The 20,911-nt window shown below is 73.7% G+C and carries 21 protein-coding genes and 2 pseudogenes; 6 read left to right on the forward strand and 17 right to left on the reverse strand.

What is annotated here, in order from left to right:
• Nucleotides 1–101: 101 nt before the first annotated feature.
• A pseudogene (locus tag ACWF9Z_RS32650) lies at nucleotides 102–995 on the forward strand (MFS transporter); the annotation flags it as partial.
• A gap of 33 nt (nucleotides 996–1,028) precedes the next feature.
• Here the strand turns inward: ACWF9Z_RS32650 and ACWF9Z_RS32655 are convergent.
• Nucleotides 1,029–1,766: a transglycosylase family protein gene (locus tag ACWF9Z_RS32655; protein ID WP_453608402.1), complete on the reverse strand. Its 738-nt coding sequence runs from the start codon at nucleotides 1,764–1,766 to the stop codon at nucleotides 1,029–1,031.
• Between the two features lie 297 nt (nucleotides 1,767–2,063).
• Between ACWF9Z_RS32655 and ACWF9Z_RS32660 the strand changes: the two genes are divergently transcribed.
• Nucleotides 2,064–2,858, forward strand: a complete 795-nt coding sequence (locus tag ACWF9Z_RS32660) for a hypothetical protein (protein WP_453608405.1) — start codon at nucleotides 2,064–2,066, stop codon at nucleotides 2,856–2,858.
• Nucleotides 2,859–3,066: 208 nt separating this feature from the next.
• Nucleotides 3,067–3,522, forward strand: a complete 456-nt coding sequence (locus ACWF9Z_RS32665; RefSeq protein ID WP_453608408.1) for a hypothetical protein — start codon at nucleotides 3,067–3,069, stop codon at nucleotides 3,520–3,522.
• A gap of 19 nt (nucleotides 3,523–3,541) precedes the next feature.
• Here the strand turns inward: ACWF9Z_RS32665 and der are convergent, their stop codons facing one another.
• From der to ACWF9Z_RS32690, 5 genes are all read right to left on the reverse strand, one after another.
• The gene (der, locus tag ACWF9Z_RS32670; protein WP_453608411.1) at nucleotides 3,542–5,002 is read right to left on the reverse strand and encodes a ribosome biogenesis GTPase Der; all 1,461 of its coding nucleotides are present in this window, start codon (nucleotides 5,000–5,002) and stop codon (nucleotides 3,542–3,544) included.
• A 75-nt stretch (nucleotides 5,003–5,077) separates the two neighbouring features.
• Complete coding sequence (locus ACWF9Z_RS32675) at nucleotides 5,078–5,665, reverse strand: lysophospholipid acyltransferase family protein (protein WP_453608485.1); 588 nt, start codon at nucleotides 5,663–5,665, stop codon at nucleotides 5,078–5,080.
• 56 nt (nucleotides 5,666–5,721) lie between these two features.
• A complete protein-coding gene (gene cmk, locus ACWF9Z_RS32680; protein WP_453608414.1) occupies nucleotides 5,722–6,429 on the reverse strand; it encodes a (d)CMP kinase in 708 nt (235 codons plus the stop codon).
• A 106-nt stretch (nucleotides 6,430–6,535) separates the two neighbouring features.
• A complete protein-coding gene (locus ACWF9Z_RS32685; protein WP_453608417.1) occupies nucleotides 6,536–7,627 on the reverse strand; it encodes a prephenate dehydrogenase in 1,092 nt (363 codons plus the stop codon).
• Nucleotides 7,628–7,796: 169 nt separating this feature from the next.
• Nucleotides 7,797–8,240 carry a YidB family protein gene (locus tag ACWF9Z_RS32690; protein WP_453608419.1) on the reverse strand — a complete coding sequence of 148 codons (444 nt, stop codon included), beginning with the start codon at nucleotides 8,238–8,240 and terminating at the stop codon, nucleotides 7,797–7,799.
• 146 nt (nucleotides 8,241–8,386) lie between these two features.
• Between ACWF9Z_RS32690 and ACWF9Z_RS32695 the strand changes: the two genes are divergently transcribed.
• The 3 genes from ACWF9Z_RS32695 to ACWF9Z_RS32705 all read left to right on the forward strand — a co-directional run bounded on the left by ACWF9Z_RS32695 (nucleotide 8,387) and on the right by ACWF9Z_RS32705 (nucleotide 10,039).
• Nucleotides 8,387–8,728 (forward strand): DUF952 domain-containing protein, encoded by a 342-nt coding sequence (locus ACWF9Z_RS32695; RefSeq protein ID WP_453608422.1) that lies wholly within the window; start codon nucleotides 8,387–8,389, stop codon nucleotides 8,726–8,728.
• 83 nt (nucleotides 8,729–8,811) lie between these two features.
• The gene (locus tag ACWF9Z_RS32700; RefSeq protein ID WP_453608425.1) at nucleotides 8,812–9,291 is read left to right on the forward strand and encodes a Rieske (2Fe-2S) protein; all 480 of its coding nucleotides are present in this window, start codon (nucleotides 8,812–8,814) and stop codon (nucleotides 9,289–9,291) included.
• A gap of 28 nt (nucleotides 9,292–9,319) precedes the next feature.
• Nucleotides 9,320–10,039 (forward strand): nucleotidyltransferase domain-containing protein, encoded by a 720-nt coding sequence (locus tag ACWF9Z_RS32705; protein WP_453608428.1) that lies wholly within the window; start codon nucleotides 9,320–9,322, stop codon nucleotides 10,037–10,039.
• A 67-nt stretch (nucleotides 10,040–10,106) separates the two neighbouring features.
• On the opposite strand, the pseudogene ACWF9Z_RS32710 reads toward ACWF9Z_RS32705, so the two are convergent.
• From ACWF9Z_RS32710 to ald, 11 genes and pseudogenes are all read right to left on the reverse strand, one after another.
• Nucleotides 10,107–10,505 (reverse strand): annotated as a pseudogene (locus ACWF9Z_RS32710) (DNA polymerase beta superfamily protein); the annotation flags it as partial.
• Nucleotides 10,506–10,531: 26 nt separating this feature from the next.
• Nucleotides 10,532–11,617: an ADP-ribosylglycohydrolase family protein gene (locus tag ACWF9Z_RS32715; RefSeq protein WP_453608431.1), complete on the reverse strand. Its 1,086-nt coding sequence runs from the start codon at nucleotides 11,615–11,617 to the stop codon at nucleotides 10,532–10,534.
• Nucleotides 11,614–12,414 carry an NUDIX hydrolase gene (locus ACWF9Z_RS32720; RefSeq protein ID WP_453608434.1) on the reverse strand — a complete coding sequence of 267 codons (801 nt, stop codon included), beginning with the start codon at nucleotides 12,412–12,414 and terminating at the stop codon, nucleotides 11,614–11,616. Before ACWF9Z_RS32720 ends, ACWF9Z_RS32715 begins: the two co-directional genes overlap by 4 nt.
• Complete coding sequence (locus ACWF9Z_RS32725; RefSeq protein ID WP_453608436.1) at nucleotides 12,411–13,640, reverse strand: AAA family ATPase; 1,230 nt, start codon at nucleotides 13,638–13,640, stop codon at nucleotides 12,411–12,413. Before ACWF9Z_RS32725 ends, ACWF9Z_RS32720 begins: the two co-directional genes overlap by 4 nt.
• Complete coding sequence (gene pnuC, locus ACWF9Z_RS32730; protein WP_453608438.1) at nucleotides 13,637–14,245, reverse strand: nicotinamide riboside transporter PnuC; 609 nt, start codon at nucleotides 14,243–14,245, stop codon at nucleotides 13,637–13,639. Before pnuC ends, ACWF9Z_RS32725 begins: the two co-directional genes overlap by 4 nt.
• Before the next feature lie 120 nt (nucleotides 14,246–14,365).
• Complete coding sequence (locus ACWF9Z_RS32735; protein ID WP_453608441.1) at nucleotides 14,366–15,886, reverse strand: pseudouridine synthase; 1,521 nt, start codon at nucleotides 15,884–15,886, stop codon at nucleotides 14,366–14,368.
• On the reverse strand, nucleotides 15,886–16,560 hold the full coding sequence (scpB, locus tag ACWF9Z_RS32740) for an SMC-Scp complex subunit ScpB (RefSeq protein WP_453608444.1): 675 nt from the start codon (nucleotides 16,558–16,560) through the stop codon (nucleotides 15,886–15,888). The genes ACWF9Z_RS32735 and scpB overlap by 1 nt, the downstream gene beginning before the upstream one ends.
• Nucleotides 16,557–17,651 carry a segregation and condensation protein A gene (locus ACWF9Z_RS32745; RefSeq protein WP_453608445.1) on the reverse strand — a complete coding sequence of 365 codons (1,095 nt, stop codon included), beginning with the start codon at nucleotides 17,649–17,651 and terminating at the stop codon, nucleotides 16,557–16,559. Before ACWF9Z_RS32745 ends, scpB begins: the two co-directional genes overlap by 4 nt.
• Nucleotides 17,652–17,793: 142 nt before the next feature.
• On the reverse strand, nucleotides 17,794–18,285 hold the full coding sequence (locus ACWF9Z_RS32750; protein ID WP_453608447.1) for a hypothetical protein: 492 nt from the start codon (nucleotides 18,283–18,285) through the stop codon (nucleotides 17,794–17,796).
• Entirely contained in the window at nucleotides 18,270–19,307 is a 1,038-nt protein-coding gene (locus tag ACWF9Z_RS32755) for a ParA family protein (RefSeq protein WP_356659650.1), read from the reverse strand. Before ACWF9Z_RS32755 ends, ACWF9Z_RS32750 begins: the two co-directional genes overlap by 16 nt.
• Nucleotides 19,308–19,767: 460 nt before the next feature.
• Nucleotides 19,768–20,883, reverse strand: a complete 1,116-nt coding sequence (gene ald, locus ACWF9Z_RS32760) for an alanine dehydrogenase (protein WP_453608488.1) — start codon at nucleotides 20,881–20,883, stop codon at nucleotides 19,768–19,770.
• Nucleotides 20,884–20,911 lie beyond the last annotated feature (28 nt).

A 20,911-nucleotide genomic window follows, 5' to 3' on the forward strand; every position in this document is an offset into this window, starting at 1 on the left:
GCCTCACGAGCTTGGGGTTTTGGGCGCCGCCCGGGGCTGGGCCGCGTTTGCGGTGGGGGGGGGGGGTGGTGTGGTTGTGGGGCCCCCCCCCCCGGGGCCCCCCCCACCCGCTGATCGACATGCGGATGTTCTCCCGGCCCGCCTTCACCACCTCGGTGGGCTGCATCGTGCTGGCCATGCTGGCGCTGGTGGGGCTGGAGCTGATCGCCGTCCAGTACCTGCAGCTCGTGCTGCACCTGAGCCCGCTGCAGACCGGGCTGCGGCTGCTGCCGCTCACCTTCGCGGCGATGGCCGCGGGCGCGACCGGCTCGTACACGCTGGCCCGGACCGGGCCGCGCCGGATGGTCTCGCTCGGCTTCCTGCTGACCGCGGGCGCGGTGCTGCTGCTGACCTTCATGGGTGAGCACGACCGGCCGGTCCTGCTGACCGTGGGGTTCGTCCTGCTCGGCTTCGGACTGCAGACCACGCTGTTCGCGGCCTACGAATCGATGCTGAACGAGGTCCCGGCGGCCACCGCGGGCGGCGCGGCCTCGATCGGCGAGACCTCCTACCAGCTGGGTGCGGGCATGGGCATCGCGCTGCTCGGCAGCGTGATGAACGCGGCGTACGCCCCCGGACTGACCGAGGTGCCCGGGGTCTCGGCGGCGCAGTCCGCCAACGCGGCGCACTCGCTCGGCGAGGCGTACCAGATCGCGGCGCGGCTCGGCGGACCGGCGGGGGACTCGCTGTACGAGGCCGCCCGGCACTCCTTCGTCCACGGCCTGCACGTCACGCTGGTGGTGAGCGCCGCGCTGCTCCTGGCGGGAGCGGTGATGGCACTGAAGCTTCCGCGCGTGATGGACTGCGCGGATCACGCAGCGGAGCCGGTACGGGCCCCCGCGCAGCCGCTTCCCGAGGCGTCGGCCCCGGCCGCGGCACGGTCCGAGTACCCCGCGCAGAGCCCCGGGGCCCGCATCCCGGCGCAGTCCTCGGCCGACTCCGACCCGGCGGTCGGCCGCCCGGCCTGAGCCGGAGGACCGGCGCGGGACTCAGGCCGGGGGCCCCGACCGGACCCCGGCCGCGGGCGGAGCCGGCGACGGGCGCGGGGCCTGCGCGAGGGGCGCCGGGGCGCCGACGGCCGGGCCGGTGGGCGCCGGCACGGGAGACGGGGACAGGGACGGGGACGGCGCCGAAGGCGCCGGTGCCGGGCCGGCCGGTCCCGAAGGCGCCGGGACCGACGGGGGCAGGGCCAGGAGCATGCCGACCTTGAGGGAGTCCGGGCTCGGGCCGATCGCCGCCCGGTTCGCCGCGTACAGCGCCTCCCAGCCGCCCCCCACCCGGTGGCGCTGCGCGATCCCCCCGAGCGTGTCCCCGCCGCGCACCACGTGCGCCCGCCCCGCCAGTCCGTACCGCTTGGCGCACACCGGCCACGCTTCCCAGCCCTGGGTGCCGAGCAGGTCCTCCGCGACGCGGATCTGCTGGTCGCGCGTCGCCAGGTCCGCCCTCCGGGCGAACGACAGACCGCCGTGCCCCTCCCACGTCGGCTGCCAGAACTGCAGTCCCCCGTAGAAGCCGTTCCCCGTGTTCACCGCCCACCAGCCGCCGCTCTCGCAGTCGGCCACGCAGTCCCACGGCCACTGACCGCCCGGCCCGCAGTCGACCCCCCGCCCGGGCGCTCCCGGTGCGGGCGGCGGGGGCGCCGCGACCGCCGTCGCGGGCGCCGACGCCAGCACGGCCAGCAGCAGCGCCGCCGCGCCCACCCCGCACGGAATCCCGTAGTTGCGCACCGCGTCACGCTATGCGGCCCCCTGGCGGCCCCCGGACCGCCACACCGGCGGGCACACCGGCGGCCGTTGGGTCCCACCCGCTCGGCCCACCGCCCAAACGGCCAGCACCGACCATCAACTGAGCACAACAGAAAAAGAGTTGGCACGAAAACAACGCACCGGTCGGACCGTTCACTCCTTCGGGGGTCCGGTTCGATTCCGTTCCCTCAAACGGCGTGACCCCGGCCACCGCTCCCCCGTTGAGCCCGGCGAGCCGGAACCCCCCGGCCCCGCACGCCTAGTCCGAGGAGCCACCCCGTGCCGCGCATGCTCGAAGTCAGTGATGAGGTACGTGCCGAGATCGGCGACGAGGAGGCCGAGCGGCTGCTCGCGGGCGACGGGTCCCCCGGGAGTTACGACTGCACGTCCTGCCGCACCCCCGGCGACTCCGAGCGCGAGCAGACCAGCACCGTGCTGTTCGTCGGCGACGAGACGGCCGTCCTCGCCTTCGCCCACGCCGGCTGCATCCCCTCGCAGGTGGTCTCCGTCCCCGAGGCCGACCTCCAGGGCGCCGTCCGCTCCATCACGGGCGACAGCCCCGCCCCGGCCTCCCCCGCGGGCGCCGTACCGCAGTCCGTGCCCGGCGGCCAGGCCGTCCTCGGCATCACCAGCGGCCTGATCCTGATCAACGGGGAGCTGCACCCCGCCCTGGTCGTGGAGCCGACGGCGCCCATCGCCCGGCCCGGGACCGACGGCCCCGGCGACGACTTCCTCCCGCTCCTCATCGAGCAGGGGTTCATCCCCGTCACCGACACCGACGAACTCCCGACCGCCCTGAGCGGCTGGTCGATCCTGCTCGCCGCCGGCCAGCTGCACTCGGTGCTCCAGCCCGGCCAGGTCGCCTGGTGGCAGGCGCACAGGCCGCTGTCGGTCACCGACGGCTGGCGGGCCGCCGTCAACAGGACGCAGCGCGTCCTGGTCTACGCGGCCCCGGTCGACTCCATCGGCCAGCAGCCCCGCGAGGACCTGCTCCGCGACGCCCTGGACAAGGCCGCCCGCAACGGCAAGCTGGTCGCCGCCTCCATGCCCCTGGCGGGCACGCCGGGCGCCTGATCACCCTTTCCCCGCGAGCCGCCGTCCCGTCCCCCGCCCGGGGCGGGACGGCATGCGCCGGGGGTGCGCGGTCCGTCCCGCGCACCCCCGGCGATCTGCGTTTTTCCGTCCGCTCACCCCGCATCCGCCGGGCGTCGCTTTCGTTGGCAGATACGTGCATTCCTACGATGTATCCCGCGCCCCGTCCTATCCGAGCACCGTCCCCCCGATGCGCCACGTACGGGAGCTGGAGAGCGCTCCGGCCGCCTCGCACACCCCGATCTACGACACCCTGTACTCGGAGTACCTGCGTGCCTTCCGGGCCCTTCCGGGCGACCGCACGGGCGAGGAGGACCTCGGCTTCACCGCGTTCTCCTACGGCGGCTCGTACACCGCGGCCGCGTCCGGCACGTACGGCGGCCCGGGCGCCCACGCGTACGGCGGGGGCGGCGCGTACGGCGGCTCGCAGGGCGGCGGCTGGAACGGTTCCTCGTGGCAGCAGACGGACTCCTGGCAGCCCTCCTACGCCCCGCAGCCGCCACCACAGCCCCCGTCGCAGTACTCGTACGCGGGCGCCGGAGCCGCCACCGCGGCCGGAACCGGATACACGAACGGGCGGCAGCACCAGACCGGGATGCAGCACATCCCGGCGGCCCTGCCGCCCGCTCCGCGCCGGGGTCACTGACCCCGGTACGACACCGCCACTACATCTTTCGCTTGTGCTGCGCGCCGCGCTTCTCGCGCACCCGCACCGAGATGTGGATCGGGGTTCCCTCGAAGCCGAACTCCTCGCGCAGGCGGCGCTCGATGAAGCGCCGGTAGCCGTGCTCCAGGAAGCCCGAGGCGAACAGCACGAACCGCGGCGGCTTGCTGCCCGCCTGCGTGCCGAACAGGATGCGGGGCTGCTTGCCGCCGCGGATCGGGTGCGGGTGGGCGGCCACGACCTCGCCGAGGAAGGCGTTCAGCCGGCCGGTCGGGACACGCGTCTCCCAGCCGGCGAGCGCGGTCTCGATGGCCGGGACCAGCTTCTCCATGTGGCGGCCGGTGAGCGCCGAGACGTTCACCCGGGGCGCCCAGGCGACCTGCTGCATCTCGGTCTCGATCTCGCGCTCGAGGTAGTAGCGGCGCTCCTCGTCGAGGTTGTCCCACTTGTTGTACGCGATCACGATGGCGCGCCCGGCCTCGACGGCCATGGTGATGATGCGCTGGTCCTGGACGCTGATGGTCTCGGTCGTGTCGATCAGGATGACCGCGACCTCGGCCTTCTCCACGGCCGCGGCCGTGCGCAGGGAGGCGTAGTAGTCGGCGCCCTGCTGGAGGTGGACCTTCTTGCGGATGCCCGCGGTGTCGATGAACTTCCAGGTGACCCCGCCGAGCTGGATCAGCTCGTCGACCGGGTCACGGGTGGTGCCGGCCATCTCGTTGACGACGACGCGGTCCTCCTTGGCCACCTTGTTCAGGAGGGAGGACTTGCCTACGTTCGGGCGGCCGATGAGCGCGATCCGGCGCGGTCCGCCGACGGCGGTGCCGAAGGTCTGCTCGGGCGCCTCGGGGAGGGCCTCGAGGACGGCGTCCAGCATGTCGCCGGTGCCGCGGCCGTGCAGGGAGGACACCGGGTGCGGGTAGCCGAGGCCCAGGGACCACAGGGAGGCCGCGTCGGACTCGCCGCTCTGGCCGTCGACCTTGTTGGCGCACAGGACGACCGGCTTGCCGGCCTTGCGCAGCAGCCGGACGACGGCCTCGTCGGTGTCGGTGGCGCCGACCTTGGCGTCCACGACGAAGACGACCGCGTCGGCGGACTCGATGGCGTACTCGGCCTGGGCGGCGACGGAGGCGTCGATGCCGAGGACGTCCTGCTCCCAGCCGCCGGTGTCGACGACCTTGAACCGGCGGCCGGCCCACTCGGCCTCGTACGTGACGCGGTCGCGGGTGACGCCGGGCTTGTCCTCGACGACCGCCTCGCGGCGGCCGATGATCCGGTTCACCAGCGTCGACTTGCCGACGTTGGGGCGGCCGACGACGGCGAGGACCGGGAGCGGGCCGTGGCCGGCTTCCTGGATGGCGCCTTCGACGTCCTCGATGTCGAAGCCCTCTTCCGCGGCGAGCTCCATGAACTCCGCGTACTCGGCGTCGCCAAGTGCTCCGTGGTCTTGCTGGTCGTTCATGAAGTCCGTTCCTCGTCGTTCGTGGTGGTCGGTGGGGCCCGCGCAGCGCGGTTCCACTACTAGGTCAAGTCTCGCTCAGCGCCCGGTGAGGCGCTTGGCGTCGGCCAGGTGGGCGGTCAGCCGCGCCTGGATGCGTACGGTGGCCTGGTCCAGCGCGGTGCGGGTACGGCGGCCACTGCCGTCCCCGGCGTCGAAGGCATCGCCGAAGACGATGTCGACCCTGCTCCTCAGCGGCGGCAGCGCCTTCACGACACGGCCGCGCCGCTCGGTGCTGCCCAGTACGGCGACCGGCACCACGGGGGCGCCGGAGCGGACCGCGAAGTACGCGAGGCCGGCGCGGAGCGAGGCGAAGTCCCCCTCGCCCCGGGTGCCCTCGGGGAAGATCCCCAGGGCTCCGCCGTTCTCCAGGAGGTTCAGCGCACGGCTTATGGCGCCCCGGTCGGCGCCGGAGCGGTCCACCTTCACCTGCCCGATCCCTTCGAGGAAGGGGCCGAGCGGGCCGACGTACGCCTCCTTCTTGATCAGGAAGTGCAGCGGCCTGGGGGCCGTCCCCATGACCATGGGTCCGTCGATGTTGTGCGCGTGGTTCACGGCCAGGATCACGGGGCCGGCGGCGGGGACCTTCCAGGCCCCCAGCACGCGCGGCTTCCAGAGGCCGTACATGAGACCGATGCCGATCCGCCGGCCGACCGCCGCACCCTTGAGGGAGGGCGTATCGCTCACGTGCGGCCCGCCCGCTTCTCCTCCACCAGGGTCACGACGCACTCGATGACCTGGTCGAGCGTGAGCTCGGTGGTGTCCACCTCCACGGCGTCGCCGGCCTTGGCCAGCGGGGAGGTCGTGCGGCCGGAGTCGGCCGCGTCCCGCTTGATCAGCGCTTCCTTGGTGGCCGCGAGGTCCGCGGCCTCCTTGCCCCGGAGCTCTCCGCTGCGGCGGGCCGCGCGGGCCTCGGCCGAGGCGGTGAGGAAGACCTTGAGGTCGGCGCCGGGCAGCACCGTGGTGCCGATGTCCCGGCCCTCCACGACGATCCCCTCGGCCGCGTCGGCCGCCTCGGCGGCGATCGAGCGCTGGAGCTCCGTGATCAGGGCGCGCACCTCGGGGACGGCGCTCACGGCGCTGACCTTGGAGGTGACCTCCCGGGTCCGGATCGGGCCGGAGGCGTCCAGGCCGTCGACGGTGATGGTGGGCGCGGAGGGATCCGTGCCGGACACGATGGCGGGCTTGCCCGCCGCGATCGCGATGGCCTGCGGGTCGTCCGTGTCGACGCCGTTGGTGATCATCCACCAGGTGATGGCCCGGTACTGGGCACCGGTGTCCAGGTAGCGCAGCCCGAGCTTGGCGGCCACGGCCTTGGAAGTGCTGGACTTGCCCGTGCCGGAGGGACCGTCGATGGCGACGATCACGGCGGTCGGAGCTGCGGTTTCCACGGTGCGGGCACCTTCCTGGTTGCGCGTACGTGTCCGGGCGCGCCAATAGCGCCCCTCCTCCAGGTTACCGGGCTTTTCGGCACCGCCCACCGGGTGAGGCGCCGGGCTACTGCTGGCGCAGTGCCCAGCCCCGTTCGCGCAGCTCGGCCGCGAGGCTCGCGGCCGCCCTCGGTTCCACCATGAGCTGCACCAGGCCCGCCTGCTGCCCCGTCGCGTGCTCGATCCGGACGTCCTCGATGTTGACCCCCGCCCGGCCGGTGTCGGCGAAGATCCGCGCCAGCTCCCCCGGCTGGTCGGAGATGAACACGGCCACCGTCTCGTAGGCGGCCGGCGCCGCGCCGTGCTTGCCCGGCACCCGGATCCGGCCCGCGTTGCCGCGGCGCAGCACGTCCTCGATGCCGGCCGCGCCGCCCCTGCGCTTGTCCTCGTCGGCCGACTGGAGGCCGCGCAGGGCCTCGACGGTCTCCTCGAGGTCGGCCGCGATGCCGGCCAGGACGTCCGCGACCGGCCCCGGGTTCGCCGAGAGGATCTCCACCCACATCCGGGGATCGGACGCCGCGATCCGCGTCACGTCGCGGATGCCCTGCCCGCACAGCCGTACGGCCGTCTCGTCGGCCTCCTCCAGCCGGGCGGCGACCATGCTGGAGACCAGCTGGGGGGTGTGCGAGACCAGCGCGACCGCGCGGTCGTGCGCGTCGGCGTCCATGACCACGGGGACGGCCCGGCACAGGGCCACCAGCTCCAGTGCCAGGTTCAGCACCTCGTGGTCGGTCTCCCGGGTCGGAGTGAGCACCCACGGCCGGCCCTCGAACAGGTCCGCCGTCGCCGCGAGCGGCCCCGACTGCTCCTTGCCCGCCATGGGGTGCGTGCCGATGTACGCCCTGGTGTCCACGCCGAGCGCGTCCAGCTCCCGCCGCGGCCCGCCCTTGACGCTGGCCACGTCCACGTAGGCGCGCGCCAGGTCCCGGCCGATCGCGTCGGCGAGGGCGGCGGCCACGTGGGCCGGCGGCACGGCGACGATCGCGAGGTCGACCCGGCCCCCCTCGTAGGCCTCGTCCGTGCCGGCGCCGAGGGCGGCCGCCGTACGGGCCTGCGTGGCATCGCGGTCGACCAGGTGGACGGCGATCCCGCGGGCGGCGAGGGCGAGCGCCGCGGAGGTGCCGATCAGTCCGGTTCCGATGACGACGGCGGTTCTCACGGGGTGCTCCAGGGGTCAGTGACGGCGGTGCCTGCCTCAGGGTAGCCAGCGCGGACGGCGCGACGGCCCGGCGGTCCGTCCGGTGGGACGGGGTGCCGGGCCGCGGGGGCACGGGGCCGCCGGAGGGCGGGGTCGCCGGGCTGCCGGGGCGCCCCGGGCGCGGATGCCCCTACAGCTGCTGCTGCTTGATGATGTCCTCCAGCGAGCCGCTCGGGAGCGAGCCCGTCGGGGTCAGCTTGTCCACGGCCGGCGGCAGCGCCCGCGCGATCTGGTCGGCGGCGGCCTCCGGGGTCACCCCCGCCTGCTCGGCGACCTCGGCCAGGGTGTCGTCCGGGAGCGCCTCGGCGATCTGGGCGCCGCTGACCGGCTGGTTCTCGCCGTGGCCGATCCAGGACTGGGCCTGGTCGGCCAGGCCCGACGCGGCGAGCATGTCCATCAGGCCGCCGAGCGGATTGCTCCCCGCGCCTCCGGCGGCCCGGGCACCACCGCCGCCGCCCATGAGGGCGCCGAGCAGGGAGCCGAGGATGTCGCCGCCGCCGGCGCCGCCTCCCTGTCCGCCGCCTCCGCCGCCGAGGAGGCCGCCGAGAAGGGAGCCGAGGTCGTTACCCGCCATGGTGCTGCCTTTCGCAGAGGGAGCGGGGCACACGGCAGTCCGCGGCCCGGCTTCACGACACGGACAATGTCGCCCGGACCGGACGGGTGCGCCACTTGGCGCAGACCGTCCGGCGGCCGCGCCGGGGCGGTCGGCATGATCGGGGCATGATCTTCCACCTGGTACCCCTCGCCGACTGGACCACCGGGCCCGAGCGCCCGTACGCCCCGCCCTCGCTCGCGTCCGAGGGGTTCGTGCACTGCTCGGCGGACCCCGCGACGGCGCTCGAGATCGCCTCCTCGCACTACGGCGGCGTACCGGGGACCTTGCTCGCCGTGGAACTCGACGAGCTCGCCCTGACCTCCGAGGTCCGCCGGGAGGGCGCATCCGGCGCCCGCTACCCCCATGTCCACGGACCGTTGAACCGGGACGCCGTGACCCGCGTGTGGGAGGTCGTACGTGCGCCCGGCACACCGGCACGGCTGATTTCGTGGCAGCCGGAGGGCTGAGCAAAGGCGTGGCGGGGTTCTCCTGAGCCCCGTCACACGTCAGGATGCCTAGCGCCATCCCGGCGATCACCCGAGGAGAAGTCATGAGCGACCCCACACGCAGCGCCCGGCGTACGGTACTGGCGGCGGGCGCGAGCGCCCTGGCAGGCGGCGTGCTCACCGCGTGCGGCTCGTCCGACGGGGCGAAGTCCCCGGCGGAGGGCGGCAGCTCGTCCTCTCCGCAGGACCCCGCGGTGGCCGCGCCGGCCTCCCCCTCCGCCTCCGCCCCGCAGACGAAGGCCCTGCTCAAGACGTCGGAGGTGCCCGTCGGCGGCGGCACGGTCCTCAAGGACGAGAAGCTGGTGGTCACCCAGCCGACGGCGGGATCCTTCCGCTGCTTCACGGCGGTGTGCACGCACCAGGGCTGCCTCGTGAACAAGGTGGAGGCCGGCACCATCGACTGCCCGTGCCACGGCAGCAAGTTCAAGGTCGCGGACGGCGCGGTGGCCCACGGTCCGGCCACCAAGCCGCTGGCGGAGAAGAAGATCACCGTCTCCCCGGCGGGCGAAATCTCGCTCGCCTAGCGGCGTCCCGCCTGCCTAGTCTCGCGGGATGAACGACAAGCCGACGCCCGAGCCGCTCGAACTCACCCTGGTCAGGGACCACACGGTCTACGCCTGCGTGATGGGTTCGAGGGCGTTCGGCCTGGCGACGGAGGCGAGCGACACCGACCGGCGCGGTGTCTACCTCGCCCCGGCCCCGCTCTTCTGGCGCTTCCAGAAACCCCCCACGCACGTGGACGGGCCGCGGGAGGAGGAGTTCTCCTGGGAACTGGAGCGCTTCTGCGAGCTCGCCCTGCGGGCCAACCCGAACATCCTGGAGTGCCTCCACTCCCCCCTCGTGGAGGAGCTCACCCCGGTGGGCGAGGAACTCCTGTCCCTGCGCGGGGCGTTCCTCTCCCGCCGGGCCCACACCACCTTCAGCCGGTACGCGGTCACCCAGCGCGGCAAGATGCTCGCCGATCTCCGCAACCACGGGGTTCCGCGCTGGAAGCACGCCATGCACCTGCTGCGTCTGCTCCTGTCCTGCCGCGACCTGCTGCGCACGGGCCGCCTGGTGATCGACGCGGGCCCCTACCGGGACCGTCTCCTCGCGGTCCGCCGCGGTGAGCTCGGCTGGGACGAGGTCGACGCCTGGATGACCCGCCTGACGGAGGAGACCGAAGCCGCCCTCGCCGGCACCCCGCTCCCCGAGGCCCCGGACCTGCGCCGCGTGGAGGACTTCCTCTTCCGCGCCCGCCACGCCTCCGCCCTGGCCGGGTCCCTGCCGTAATCGTCCCGGGGCGGGGTCCGGCTCCGGCTCCCAGGTCCGGCTCCGGCTCCGGCTCCGGGGCAGCGCGCTAGCCCGCCCGCCGCCGTACGACGAACGCGTCGAGGGCGGCGAACGCCTCCGCGTACTGCGGCAGCGCCGACCCGGCCCGGGCCTCGTCGAGCACCCCGAGCAGGACCTCGTAGTCCCGCTCCAGCCGCCCCGCGTCGACCCCGGCGGCCGCCCCGTGCTCGGCCTCGGCCTCGATCAGCCCGGCCAGGTACCGCGGGGACTCCGGCACCTCGTCCAGCAGCGTGGGCAGGTACGCCTGCACCCGCGCCGAGCGCATCAGGTGGATGCCGGTGAGCAGCGCCCGGAAGGTGCAGAGCAGCGGCTTGAGTTCGGCCGTCTTCCCGAAGAGCCGCCACTGGGTGCCCGCGAAGCCCCGGTAGTGGCGGGCGTGGTGGGAGGTCAGGACGCCGGGGGCCAGGTCGATGCTCAGGGCGTCCGCACGGCTCACGCGTCCCAGAGGGTGCCGAAGGCCAGGAGTTCGTCGCGGTACTCGATGCGGCCCTCCCAGTCGCGGGGCCAGACGTCCGCGCCGAGGTGGGCGCCCGCGAAGGCGCCGGCCAGGCAGGCGAGGGAGTCGGAGTCGCCCTGGGTGCAGGCGGCCCGGCGCAGGGCGAGCAGCGGCTCCTCCGGGAAGAGCAGGAAGCACTGGAGGGCGGTGGCCAGGGCCTCTTCGGCGATCCAGCCGTCGCCCGTGGTCAGGCAGGGGTCGGTTTCCGGGGAAGGCGAGCGCAGGGCCGCAGCCAGGCGGTCCATGACGCCCAGGCACTCGTCCCAGCCGCGGGCCATGAAGGACTCCGGCGTGGCGTCGGAGGCCGTGCGCATCCACAGGTCGCCGAGCCAGCGCTCGTGGTAGCGGGTGCGGTTCTCCAGGGCGTAGGAGCGCAGGAGGCCGACCAGACCGGTCGGCTCGGTGCCCCGCGCCAGCAGGAACACGGCCCGCGCCGTGAGGTCCGAGGCGGCCAGCGCGGTGGGGTGGCCGTGGGTGAGGGCGGACTGGAGCTGGGCCGCGCCGGCCCGCTCCTCCTCGGTCCAGCCGGGCACCAGCCCGGCCGGCGCCACCCGCATGTTGGCGCCGCAGCCCTTGGAGCCGGTCTGGCTGGCGTCGCGCCAGTCCAGGCCCGGCCGGTCCAGGAGCCGGCAGGCCTTCAGGCAGGTGTTGCCGGGGGCCCGGTTGTTCTCCGGGGAGTGGTACCAGTCGACGAACTCCTCCCGGACGGGGCGGGCGAGGCCCGCCGGCTCCAGCGGGCCGCGCTCCGCGGCGGTCCGTATGCCCCGGGCGAAGGCCAGCGTCATCTGGGTGTCGTCGGTGACGATCGCCGGTCGGGGCAGCGCCATGGACCGCCAGGGGCCGGTCTTGGACAGGATCCCGGGCACGTCGTTGAACTCGGTCGGGAAGCCGAGCGCGTCGCCCAGCGCCAGGCCGATCAGGGCGCCGGTCGCCGCGCGCTTCCCGGTCCCGCCCCCGGCCGCGGCCGTGCCCGGGTTCGTGTTCGCGGCCGTGCCCGGGTTCGTGTTCGCGTTCGTGGTCATCGCGCAGGTCCTTCCGAGGGGCGGAGCAGGGGCGGGTGCAGGGTGGTGGCGGGTCCCGGCCGGTAGAGCGCGGCCGGTTTGCCGCGGCCGCCGGTGAGGCGGGCCGCGCCCGGCACGGCCTCCACGAAGCCCGGCGTGGCCAGCACCTTGCGGCGGAAGTTGGGACGGTCCAGGACGGTGTCCCAGACGGTCTCGTAGACGGTCTGGAGCTCGCCGAGCGTGAACTGGGGCGGGCAGAAGGCGGTGGCCAGGCAGCTGTACTCCAGCTTCGAGCCCACGCGGGACCGGGCGTCGGCCAGGATCTGCCCGTGGTCGAAGGCCAGCCCGAGGCCGGCTCCGCAGGCCGGCCCGGGGGCCGCCGTGGGGGCCTCCCCGGAGGCCGGACCGGCCACCTCCCCCACCGGTACCCAGCGGGCCCGGTCCGCGTCTCCGCCGCCGTCGGCCGCCGGTTCCGGCAGGTCGGGGACGAGCGCGGTGAAGGCCACCGAGACGACCCGCATCCGGGGGTCGCGGTCCGGTTCGCTGTAGGTGCGCAGCTGGTCCAGGCGCAGCGCGGCGACCACCTCCGCCGACAGGCCGGTCTCCTCGGCCAGCTCGCGCCGGGCCGCCGTCTCCGCGGATTCCCGGGGCAGGACGAAGCCGCCGGGCAGCGCCCAGGCGCCCGCGTACGGATCCCGGCCGCGCCGGATCAGCAGCACGTGCAGCGCGGCGTCGCGGACGGTGAAGACGGCGAGGTCGACGGTCACGGCGAACGGCTCGAAGGCATGCGGGTCGTAGGCGTCGGCGACGGCGCTCACCGGGCGCGCCTCCGCTCCGACGGCTGCTCCGGCCCCGGCGCGGGCCACTGCCCCGGCACCTTCGGCGCCTCCGCCCCCGCCCCCGCCCCCGGCTCCGACACCGGGACGGGCAGGGGCACGGGTTCCGCCCCCGGCTTCCGCTCCGGCAGCGGGTCCGCGAAGTGGCGGCCCTCGCCGAGCAGTTCGTCCACGGCCCGCGCCGCCACCGCCAGCCGCGTCCGGTGGTCCCCGCGCACCACCAGGAAGCGTCTGCCGGTCCGCTCCAGCTCCTCCCGGAACCGCCCGGTCATCCACGGCCTCAGCCGCGGTCCGTCGCGCAGCCCGTCGTCCTCGAAGGGCACGCCCGCGTCATCGGTGAGCAGGTACAGGTCCCGGAGCCGGCCGGCGGCGATCCGCTCGACCTCCTCGCTGCGCCCGCCCATGTACCGCTCGTGCCAGATGCCGGTGGCGAAGGAGTCGGTGTCGCAGAACAGGACCGGCGATCCCAGCCGGGCCGCCCGTTCCTCCTCGGCGTCCTGGCGCCGGGCGATCACCGGGAACTCGTCCGAGGTGAAGCTCACGTCGGCCCAGGTCGCCTCGGGGTCCGCCGCGAGGGCTGCCGCCAGCCGCTCCTCGCTGTACCGCCGGCCGTACTCCGCGACCCAGCCCGTCTTCGCCCACACCCCGCCGCGCCGGCGCCAGTGCGCCGCAAGGGCCCGCGACAGCGTGGTCGTCCCGGTGGACTCGGCGCCGAGCACGACGACCCGCCGCGTCAGCGCGGCCCGTACGGCCGGGCCCAGGAACTCCCAGTTCCCCACCGGGTCGGCCCGTACGGCCGTCCCGGACACCGGGAAGAGGGTCCGGTCGCGGTCCACGCAGACCTCCTCGGCGCCGAACCTGCGCGCGAGCTCGGTCCCGTACTCCTCCGAGGTGAAGACGGCGTCGACCCGGCGGCCCACCGCGCGCCGGAAGATCGCCATGTGCGCCTCCCAGACCGCCGGGTCGTGCAGGTCGACGGGGATGTCGTCGACGGCGCCCACGACGTCGGCCCCGGGGTGCGCCTCGCGCATCCAGGCGACCCTGTCGGCCAGCGGCACGGACTCCACCGAGGCCGCGCAGACGAGTACGGTCAGCCGCTCGCACTGGTCCTGGGCGGTGCGCACCAGGTGGTGGTGGCCCGCGTGCGGCGGGTAGAACTTGCCGAGCACCAGGCCGTGCCCGTACGCGGCCCCTCCGCGGCGGTTCACGCCGTCGCCCGCAGGGCCTCGCGGGCGCCGCGGGCCGGCAGCGCCCGGCGCCAGCCGGTCAGTCCGGCCACGCACAGGGCGAGGAAGACCACGTACAGCAGGGAGGTCAGGTACAGCCCCTTGTAGACGTACAGCGGGATGTACACGAGGTCGGCGGCGATCCACAGCCACCAGGACTCGAGCAGTTTGCGGCACTGCCCGTACGTGGCCATGAGCGAGAGCCCCGTCGTCAGCGCGTCCCAGAACGGGACGGTGGAGTCGGTGACCCGGCCCAGCAGGAGCGTCAGGCCGAGCACCCCCACCGCCCCCACCGCGGCCAGGGCGGCCCATTCGGCGGCCTTGGTGCGGCGCACCGGCAGGGCTTCGGCGGTTCCCGGTCCACCCCCGTGGGTCCAGGACCACCAGCCGTACGCGGCGAGGGCGATGAAGACGATCTGCAGCCCGGCGTCGGCGTAGAGGCCGGCCTGCTGGAAGAGCACGATGAAGAAGATGTTGTTGGCGATGCCGATCGGCCAGTTGGCGATGTGCTGCCGGGCGACCAGCCAGACGCACACGGCTCCCGTGACGAACCCGAGGATCTCGGTCCAGGTCGTCTGCCACCCCATGACGGCCACCCCCCACTTTCTTTATGGTCAAGTTGACTATAAAGAAGACCGGGGTCCGGCACAACCGAAAAACCCGCGGCGCCCGAAGGCACCGCGGGTTCCTGAGGCCTTGCGGCGGTCCTACAGACCGACCTCGCGCATCAGCATGCCGACCTCGGTGTTGGTCAGGCGGCGCAGCCAGCCGGACTTCTGGTCGCCCAGGTCGATCGGGCCGAAGGAGGTCCGGACGAGCTTCTCGACCGGGAAGCCGGCCTCCGCCATCATGCGGCGGACGATGTGCTTGCGGCCCTCGTGGAGGGTCACCTCGACCAGGTAGTTCTTGCCGAGCTGGTCGACGACGCGGAAGTGGTCGGCGCGGGCGTACCCGTCCTCCAGCTCGATGCCGTCCTTGAGGCGCTTGCCGATCTCGCGCGGCAGCGGTCCGGTGATCGCGGCGACGTACGTCTTCTTCACGCCGTACTTCGGGTGCGTGAGGCGGTGGGCCAGCTCACCGTGGTTGGTGAGGAGGATGATGCCCTCGGTCTCCGTGTCGAGCCGGCCGACGTGGAAGAGACGCGTCTCACGGTTGGTGACGTAGTCGCCGAGGCACTGACGGCCGTCCGGGTCCTCCATCGTGGAGACGACGCCGGCCGGCTTGTTCAGCGCGAAGAAGAGGTACGACTGGGTGGCGACGGTCAGGCCGTCCACCTTGATCTCGTCCGACGGCTTCACGCGCTTGCCCTGCTCCAGCACGATCTCGCCGTTGACCTCGACGCGGGCCTGCTCGATGAGCTCCTCGCACGCACGGCGCGAACCCATGCCGGCACGGGCGAGCACCTTCTGCAGACGCTCACCCTCCTCCTCGGCGCCCGGGAACGTCTTCGGGGTCTTGATCACGGGCTTGTCGGCGTACCGGTCGCGCACGCGCTCCTCGATCCGCGCCTCCAGCTCGCGCGGCTTGGCCCGGCCGCTGCGGCTGCCGGGACCGCTGCGCGGGCCGCCGGCGCCGCCGATGGCGGGGGTCCGGGAGGTCCTGGGGCCGCCCTTGGCCCCACCACGGGCGGCGTCGCCGCGCGCACCGCCACCGCGGTTGCCGTCGGCCGCGCCGCGGGCACCGCCGCCGCCCGCCTTGGCACCGCCGCGGCCGTTGCGCTCGCCCTCGGGGCCTACGTCGTAGCGACGCTCCTCGGGGCGGGGGTTGCGGATGCGGGGCGCGGGCTCGCGGTCACGGTCGGAGCCGCCGCCCTGGTAGCCACCGCCCTGGTAGCCGCCGCCGGAGCTGCCTCCGCGGGAGCCGCCGCCCTGGTAACCGCCGGAGCTGCCACCGCGGGAGCCGCCGCCCTGGTAGCCGCCACCGCCGGAGCTGCCACCGCGGGAGCCGCCGCCCTGGTAGCCGCCACCGCCCGAGCTTCCGCCGCGGGAGCCGCCGCCGGAGCCGCCCTGGTACCCGCCGCCGCCGGAGCCGCCGCGGGAGCCACCGCCCGAGCTGCCGGCGGAGCCGCCGCGGTAGCCACCACCGCTGCCGCTGCCACCGCCGGAGCCGCCACCGCGGTAGCCACCACCGCCGCCGCTGGAGCTGCCGCCGCGGGAGTCACCGCGCCCGCCGCCGCCACCGCCGCCGCTGTTCCTGTTGCCACCGTTGCCGTTGCCGCTGCTTCGCATCAAAGTTCCGTCGTCTTGTCGTCTTCATCGGTATCCGGTGCATCCGGATCGAACGACGGAACACCCTCTTGCGTCTCGGCTTCGATCGCGTCCGCCTCGGGGAGGAAGGGCGCGAGCTCCGGGAGCTCGTCCAGGCCGCGCAGGCCCATCCGCTCCAGAAAGTAGTTCGTCGTCCTGTACAGGATCGCACCTGTTTCGGGTTCCGTCCCCGCCTCCTCCACCAGACCCCGCTGCAGGAGGGTGCGCATGACCCCGTCGCAGTTGACTCCCCGGACCGCCGAGACCCTCGACCGGCTGACCGGCTGGCGGTACGCGACGACCGCCATGGTCTCCAGCGCCGCCTGGGTGAGACGGGCCTGCTGGCCGTCCAGGACGAAGGCCTCGACGGCCGGGGCGTAGTCCGCCCGGCTGTAGAAGCGCCAGCCCCCGGCGACCAGCCGCAGCTCGAATCCGCGGCCCTGTACGTCGTACTCGTCCGCCAGCTCGCGCAGTGCCTCCGCGACCTCCCGCGGACCGCGGTCCAGCACCTTGGCGAGGTGCGCCTCGGTCGCCGGCTCGTCCACGACCATGAGGACGGCCTCCAGCGACGGCTTGAGCGCCGGCGTGGCCACCTCCCCCGCCCGGCCCGGCCGCTCGGCCCCGGCCGTCCGCTCCCGTTCCGCCGTCCCGCTCATCCTTGCGCCTCCACGACCTGGTCGAACTCGTCCGTCACCTTCGGCATGCCGTCCCCGTCCCCGCCGCTCCAGCGCACGGTGAGCGCCTCCAGAGCCTCCTCCTGGTCAAGGACCACGGCCTTCTCCCGGTAGAGCTCCAGGAGGGCCAGGAAGCGCGCGACCACGGTGAGGGTGTCCCCGGCCTCCTCGGTGAGCTCCTGGAAGGTGGCCTCTCCGCGCGTCTTGAGCAGCGCCACGATCAGCCCGGCCTGCTCCCGCACGCTCACGAGCGGAGCGTGGATGTGGTCCACGTACACCTGGGGCGCGGCCCGGGGCTGCATGGCCTTGACGGCGAGCCGCGCCAGTCCGTCGCCGCCGACGCTGATGACCACCTCGGGCAGCAGCTCGGCCAGCCGGGGCTCCAGGCCCACGGTGCGCGGGTAGCGCCGGCCCTCGTCGTCGGCCCGCTCCTGGAAGATCTCGGCGATCCGTTTGTACGCCCGGTACTGGAGCAGCCGCGCGAAGAGCAGGTCCCGGGCCTCGAGCAGCGCGAGGTCGGCCTCGTCCTCCACCTCGGCGACGGGCAGCAGCCGGGCGGCCTTGAGGTCCAGGAGGGTGGCGGCGACCACGAGGAACTCGGTGGTCTGGTCGAGGTCCCAGTCGGGGCCCATGGCCCGGATGTGCGCCATGAACTCGTCGGTGACCTGGGACAGCGCCACCTCGGTGACGTCGAGCTTGTGCCGGGAGATCAGCTGGAGCAGCAGATCGAAGGGCCCCTCGAAATTGGCCAGCCTCAGGGTGAAGCGCCCGTCCGCCGCGACGGCCCGCTCGCCCCCGGCCCCGCTCTCCCCGCCGCCCCAGGACGCCCCGTGGGCCCGCTCAGGGCCCTCGGGCGCCCCCGGAGGCCCGCCGGGCCCGTCGGGGTCGCCGGAGGGCGGCAGGGGCGGTTCCAGGCCATCCGGGGGCGGGTTCCCGGCCCCGGGAGGGGAGGCTCCGGTCAGGGGCCCGGCGACGGGACCGGACGGCGCCTCCTCCTCCGCCGGTACGGGGACTCCCGGGCCGCGGCCCAGCGGGCGGCGGGACGGGTGGCCGGGTTCGGCGGAAGGGGGCATCGCGGTCCAGGGTGGTACGGAGGGGACGGCCGGTCGGGCCGGGGCCAGGGACCAAGGCTCCCACGTACCGCCCGCCCCGCGGCGCGGGGACCCGCCCCCGGGCCGGCACGGGGCCGGCCGGGCGCGTCGGGCCCGACGGGGCTCAGCGGCCCCGGAGGCGGCGGACCAGGATGCTGGCGTCGCCGCGGGATTCCAGGTCGGCCAGGACCACGGCGACCGCCTCGCGCACGATGCGGCCGCGGTCGACCGCGAGGCCGTGTTCCCCGCGCAGCACCAGCCGCGCGTGTTCCAGGTCCATGAGCTCCTCGGCGGAGACGTAGACCGTGATCTTCTCGTCGTGCCGTTCGCGCCCGCTGGGCCGCCGGTTCGCGCCCCGGCCCTGCCCCTTGCCCCGGCCGGGCGCCGGGGCCGGAACGGCGCCACCGGAACCTTCCTGCGGCCGCCGCTGCGCACCCACTCCCGGCTCCGTGCCGGCCGCGGCCTCCCGGCTGCGGCCCTCCCCCACCGTGCCCTCCGCGGCGGTCGCCGCGTGCTCCACGCCCCGCGCCGCGGACGGCGAGGACGACGTCAGCGCCATCCCCCCGGTCGTACGGAACAGTTCGTCGGCTCCGGGCAGACTCACTCGGCGGGACACCGGGCGAGCACCTCCCTGGCCAGCTGGCGGTAGGCGGCGGCGCCGACGGAGTTGGACGCGTACGTGGTGATCGGCTCACCGGCGACCGTGGTCTCCGGGAAGCGCACCGTGCGGCCGATGACCGTGTGGTAGACGTGGTCGTCGAAGGCCTCGACGACGCGCGCCAGCACCTCGCGGCTGTGCACCGTACGGGAGTCGTACATCGTGGCGAGGATGCCGTCGAGCTCGAGCTCGGGGTTGAGCCGCTCCTGCACCTTCTCGATGGTCTCGGTCAGCAGTGCCACACCGCGCAGCGCGAAGAACTCGCACTCCAGCGGCACGATGACCCGGTGAGCCGCCGTCAGGGCGTTCACCGTGAGCAGACCGAGCGAGGGCTGACAGTCGATCACGATGTAGTCGTAGTCGGCCATCAGCGGCTTCAGGGCCCGCTGTAGCGTCGATTCGCGCGCGACCTCGCTGACCAGCTGCACTTCGGCAGCGGACAGGTCGATGTTGCTCGGCAGCAGGTCCATGTTGGGGACCGCCGTTTTGAGCAGCACCTCGTCGGCCGACATGCCCCGCTCCATGAGCAGGTTGTAGACCGTCAGGTCGAGCTCCATCGGGTTCACGCCGAGACCCACGGACAGTGCGCCCTGCGGGTCGAAGTCGACGAGCAGCACGCGGCGCCCGTACTCGGCGAGAGCGGCACCCAGGTTGATGGTCGACGTGGTCTTGCCCACGCCGCCCTTCTGGTTGCACATCGCGATGATCTTCGCCGGCCCGTGGTCGGTCAGCGGGCCCGGGATCGGGAAGTACGGCAGCGGCCGTCCGGTCGGACCGATCCGCTCACGGCGCTGGCGGGCAGCGTCGGGGGCGAGAGTGGCCGCGTACTCGGGGTCGGGCTCGTACTCCGCGTCGGGGTCGTAGAAGTGCCCTTCGGGCACCTGGTCGTAGTCGGCGAAACCCACGGGCTTTTCGCCGCTCAGGTCGCCGGCCCTGGAGTTCACGTCTAGGCCGTCCATGCTCTTTTGGGGCGTCGTCATGCGCTGTTGGTTTGCGAAGGTGCGGACTGCGACGGAGCCGACAGCTTCGATTCCGGCAGGGCCATGACCCCGCGCAGGCGTTCCTGCTCGTCCACCCCCAGGAGCAAATGTCGACTCATTCACAAGTCGTCTTACCTCCTCGGACGTGACCAGGACACTTATCGATAGGTCAGCGTGGCACCATGCCGACGGTTGGCGACTCTATGGCGTGTCACCACTCAGCGGCAACACAATCCGCCGGACCCACCGCGATGTGTCGGCAACCGAACACCACTCTGTCAAGGGCGTACGAGCTGTCGCCGGGAAGTTTCGCGGGTGCGCGAAAGGGTTAAAGGGTTACGTTCGAGGCGAGTTGAACGGCCCCGTCGGCCGCCCCGCAAACGCGCCCGGCCGGACCTTGCGGGCAAGGTCCGGCCGGATACGTGAGATTGACGTCAGTCGTTGACGGAGCGTCGGAAACTCAGCCGAGCAGCGTGCTCAGCTCGAGGGTCGCGAGGCCGTGGGCCTCGGCGACGGGACCGTAAACCACCTGGCCGTCATGGGTGTTGAGGCCCAGCGCGAGCGCCGGGTCACGACGCAGCGCCTCGACCCAGCCGAGGTTCGCGAGCTGCACGATGTAGGGCAGCGTGGCGTTGGTCAGCGCGTACGTGGAGGTGTTCGGCACCGCGCCCGGCATGTTGGCGACGCAGTAGAAGACCGAGTTGTGGACCTGGAAGGTCGGCTCGGCGTGGGTGGTCGCGCGGGAGTCCTCGAAGCAGCCGCCCTGGTCGATCGCAATGTCGACAAGGACACTTCCGGGCTTCATCTTGGCGACGAGCTCGTTGGTGACCAGCTTCGGCGCCTTCGCACCCGGGATGAGGACCGCACCGATGACGAGGTCGGCCTCGACGACGGCCTTCTCCAGCTCGAAGGCGTTGGAGACGATGGTCTTGATCTTCGTACCGAAGATCTTGTCGGCCTCGCGGAGCTTGTTGATGTCGCGGTCCAGCAGGGTCACGTGGAAGCCCATGCCGACGGCGATCTGCACGGCGTTCCAGCCGGAGACGCCACCGCCGATGACCACGGCCTCGCCGGCCGAGGTGCCGGGCACGCCGCCCGGGAGGACGCCGCGGCCGCCGACGGAGCGCATCAGGTGGTAGGCGCCGACCTGCGGGGCCAGCCGGCCCGCGACCTCGGACATCGGGGCGAGCAGCGGGAGCGCGCGGTTCGCGGTCTCGACCGTCTCGTAAGCGATGGCGGTGGTGCCGGACGCCAGCAGGGCGTCCGTGCACTCGCGAGAGGCCGCGAGGTGCAGGTAGGTGAAGAGCGTCTGGTCCTTGCGGAGGCGGTGGTACTCCTCCGCGATGGGCTCCTTGACCTTCAGCAGCAGGTCGGCGATCGCCCAGACCTCGTCGGCGGTGCCCAGGATCTCGGCGCCGGCGGAGACGTACTCCGCGTCCGTGATCGAGGAGCCCACACCGGCGTTCTGCTCGATGAAGACCTGGTGGCCGCCCCGGACCAGCTCATGCACGCCGGCGGGCGTGATGGCGACCCGGAACTCGTTGTTCTTGACCTCGCGGGGGATGCCGACCTTCATCGTCACTCACGGTCCTTGGCTCAGGGAA

The organism is Streptomyces sp. NPDC054961, assembly GCF_053609145.1.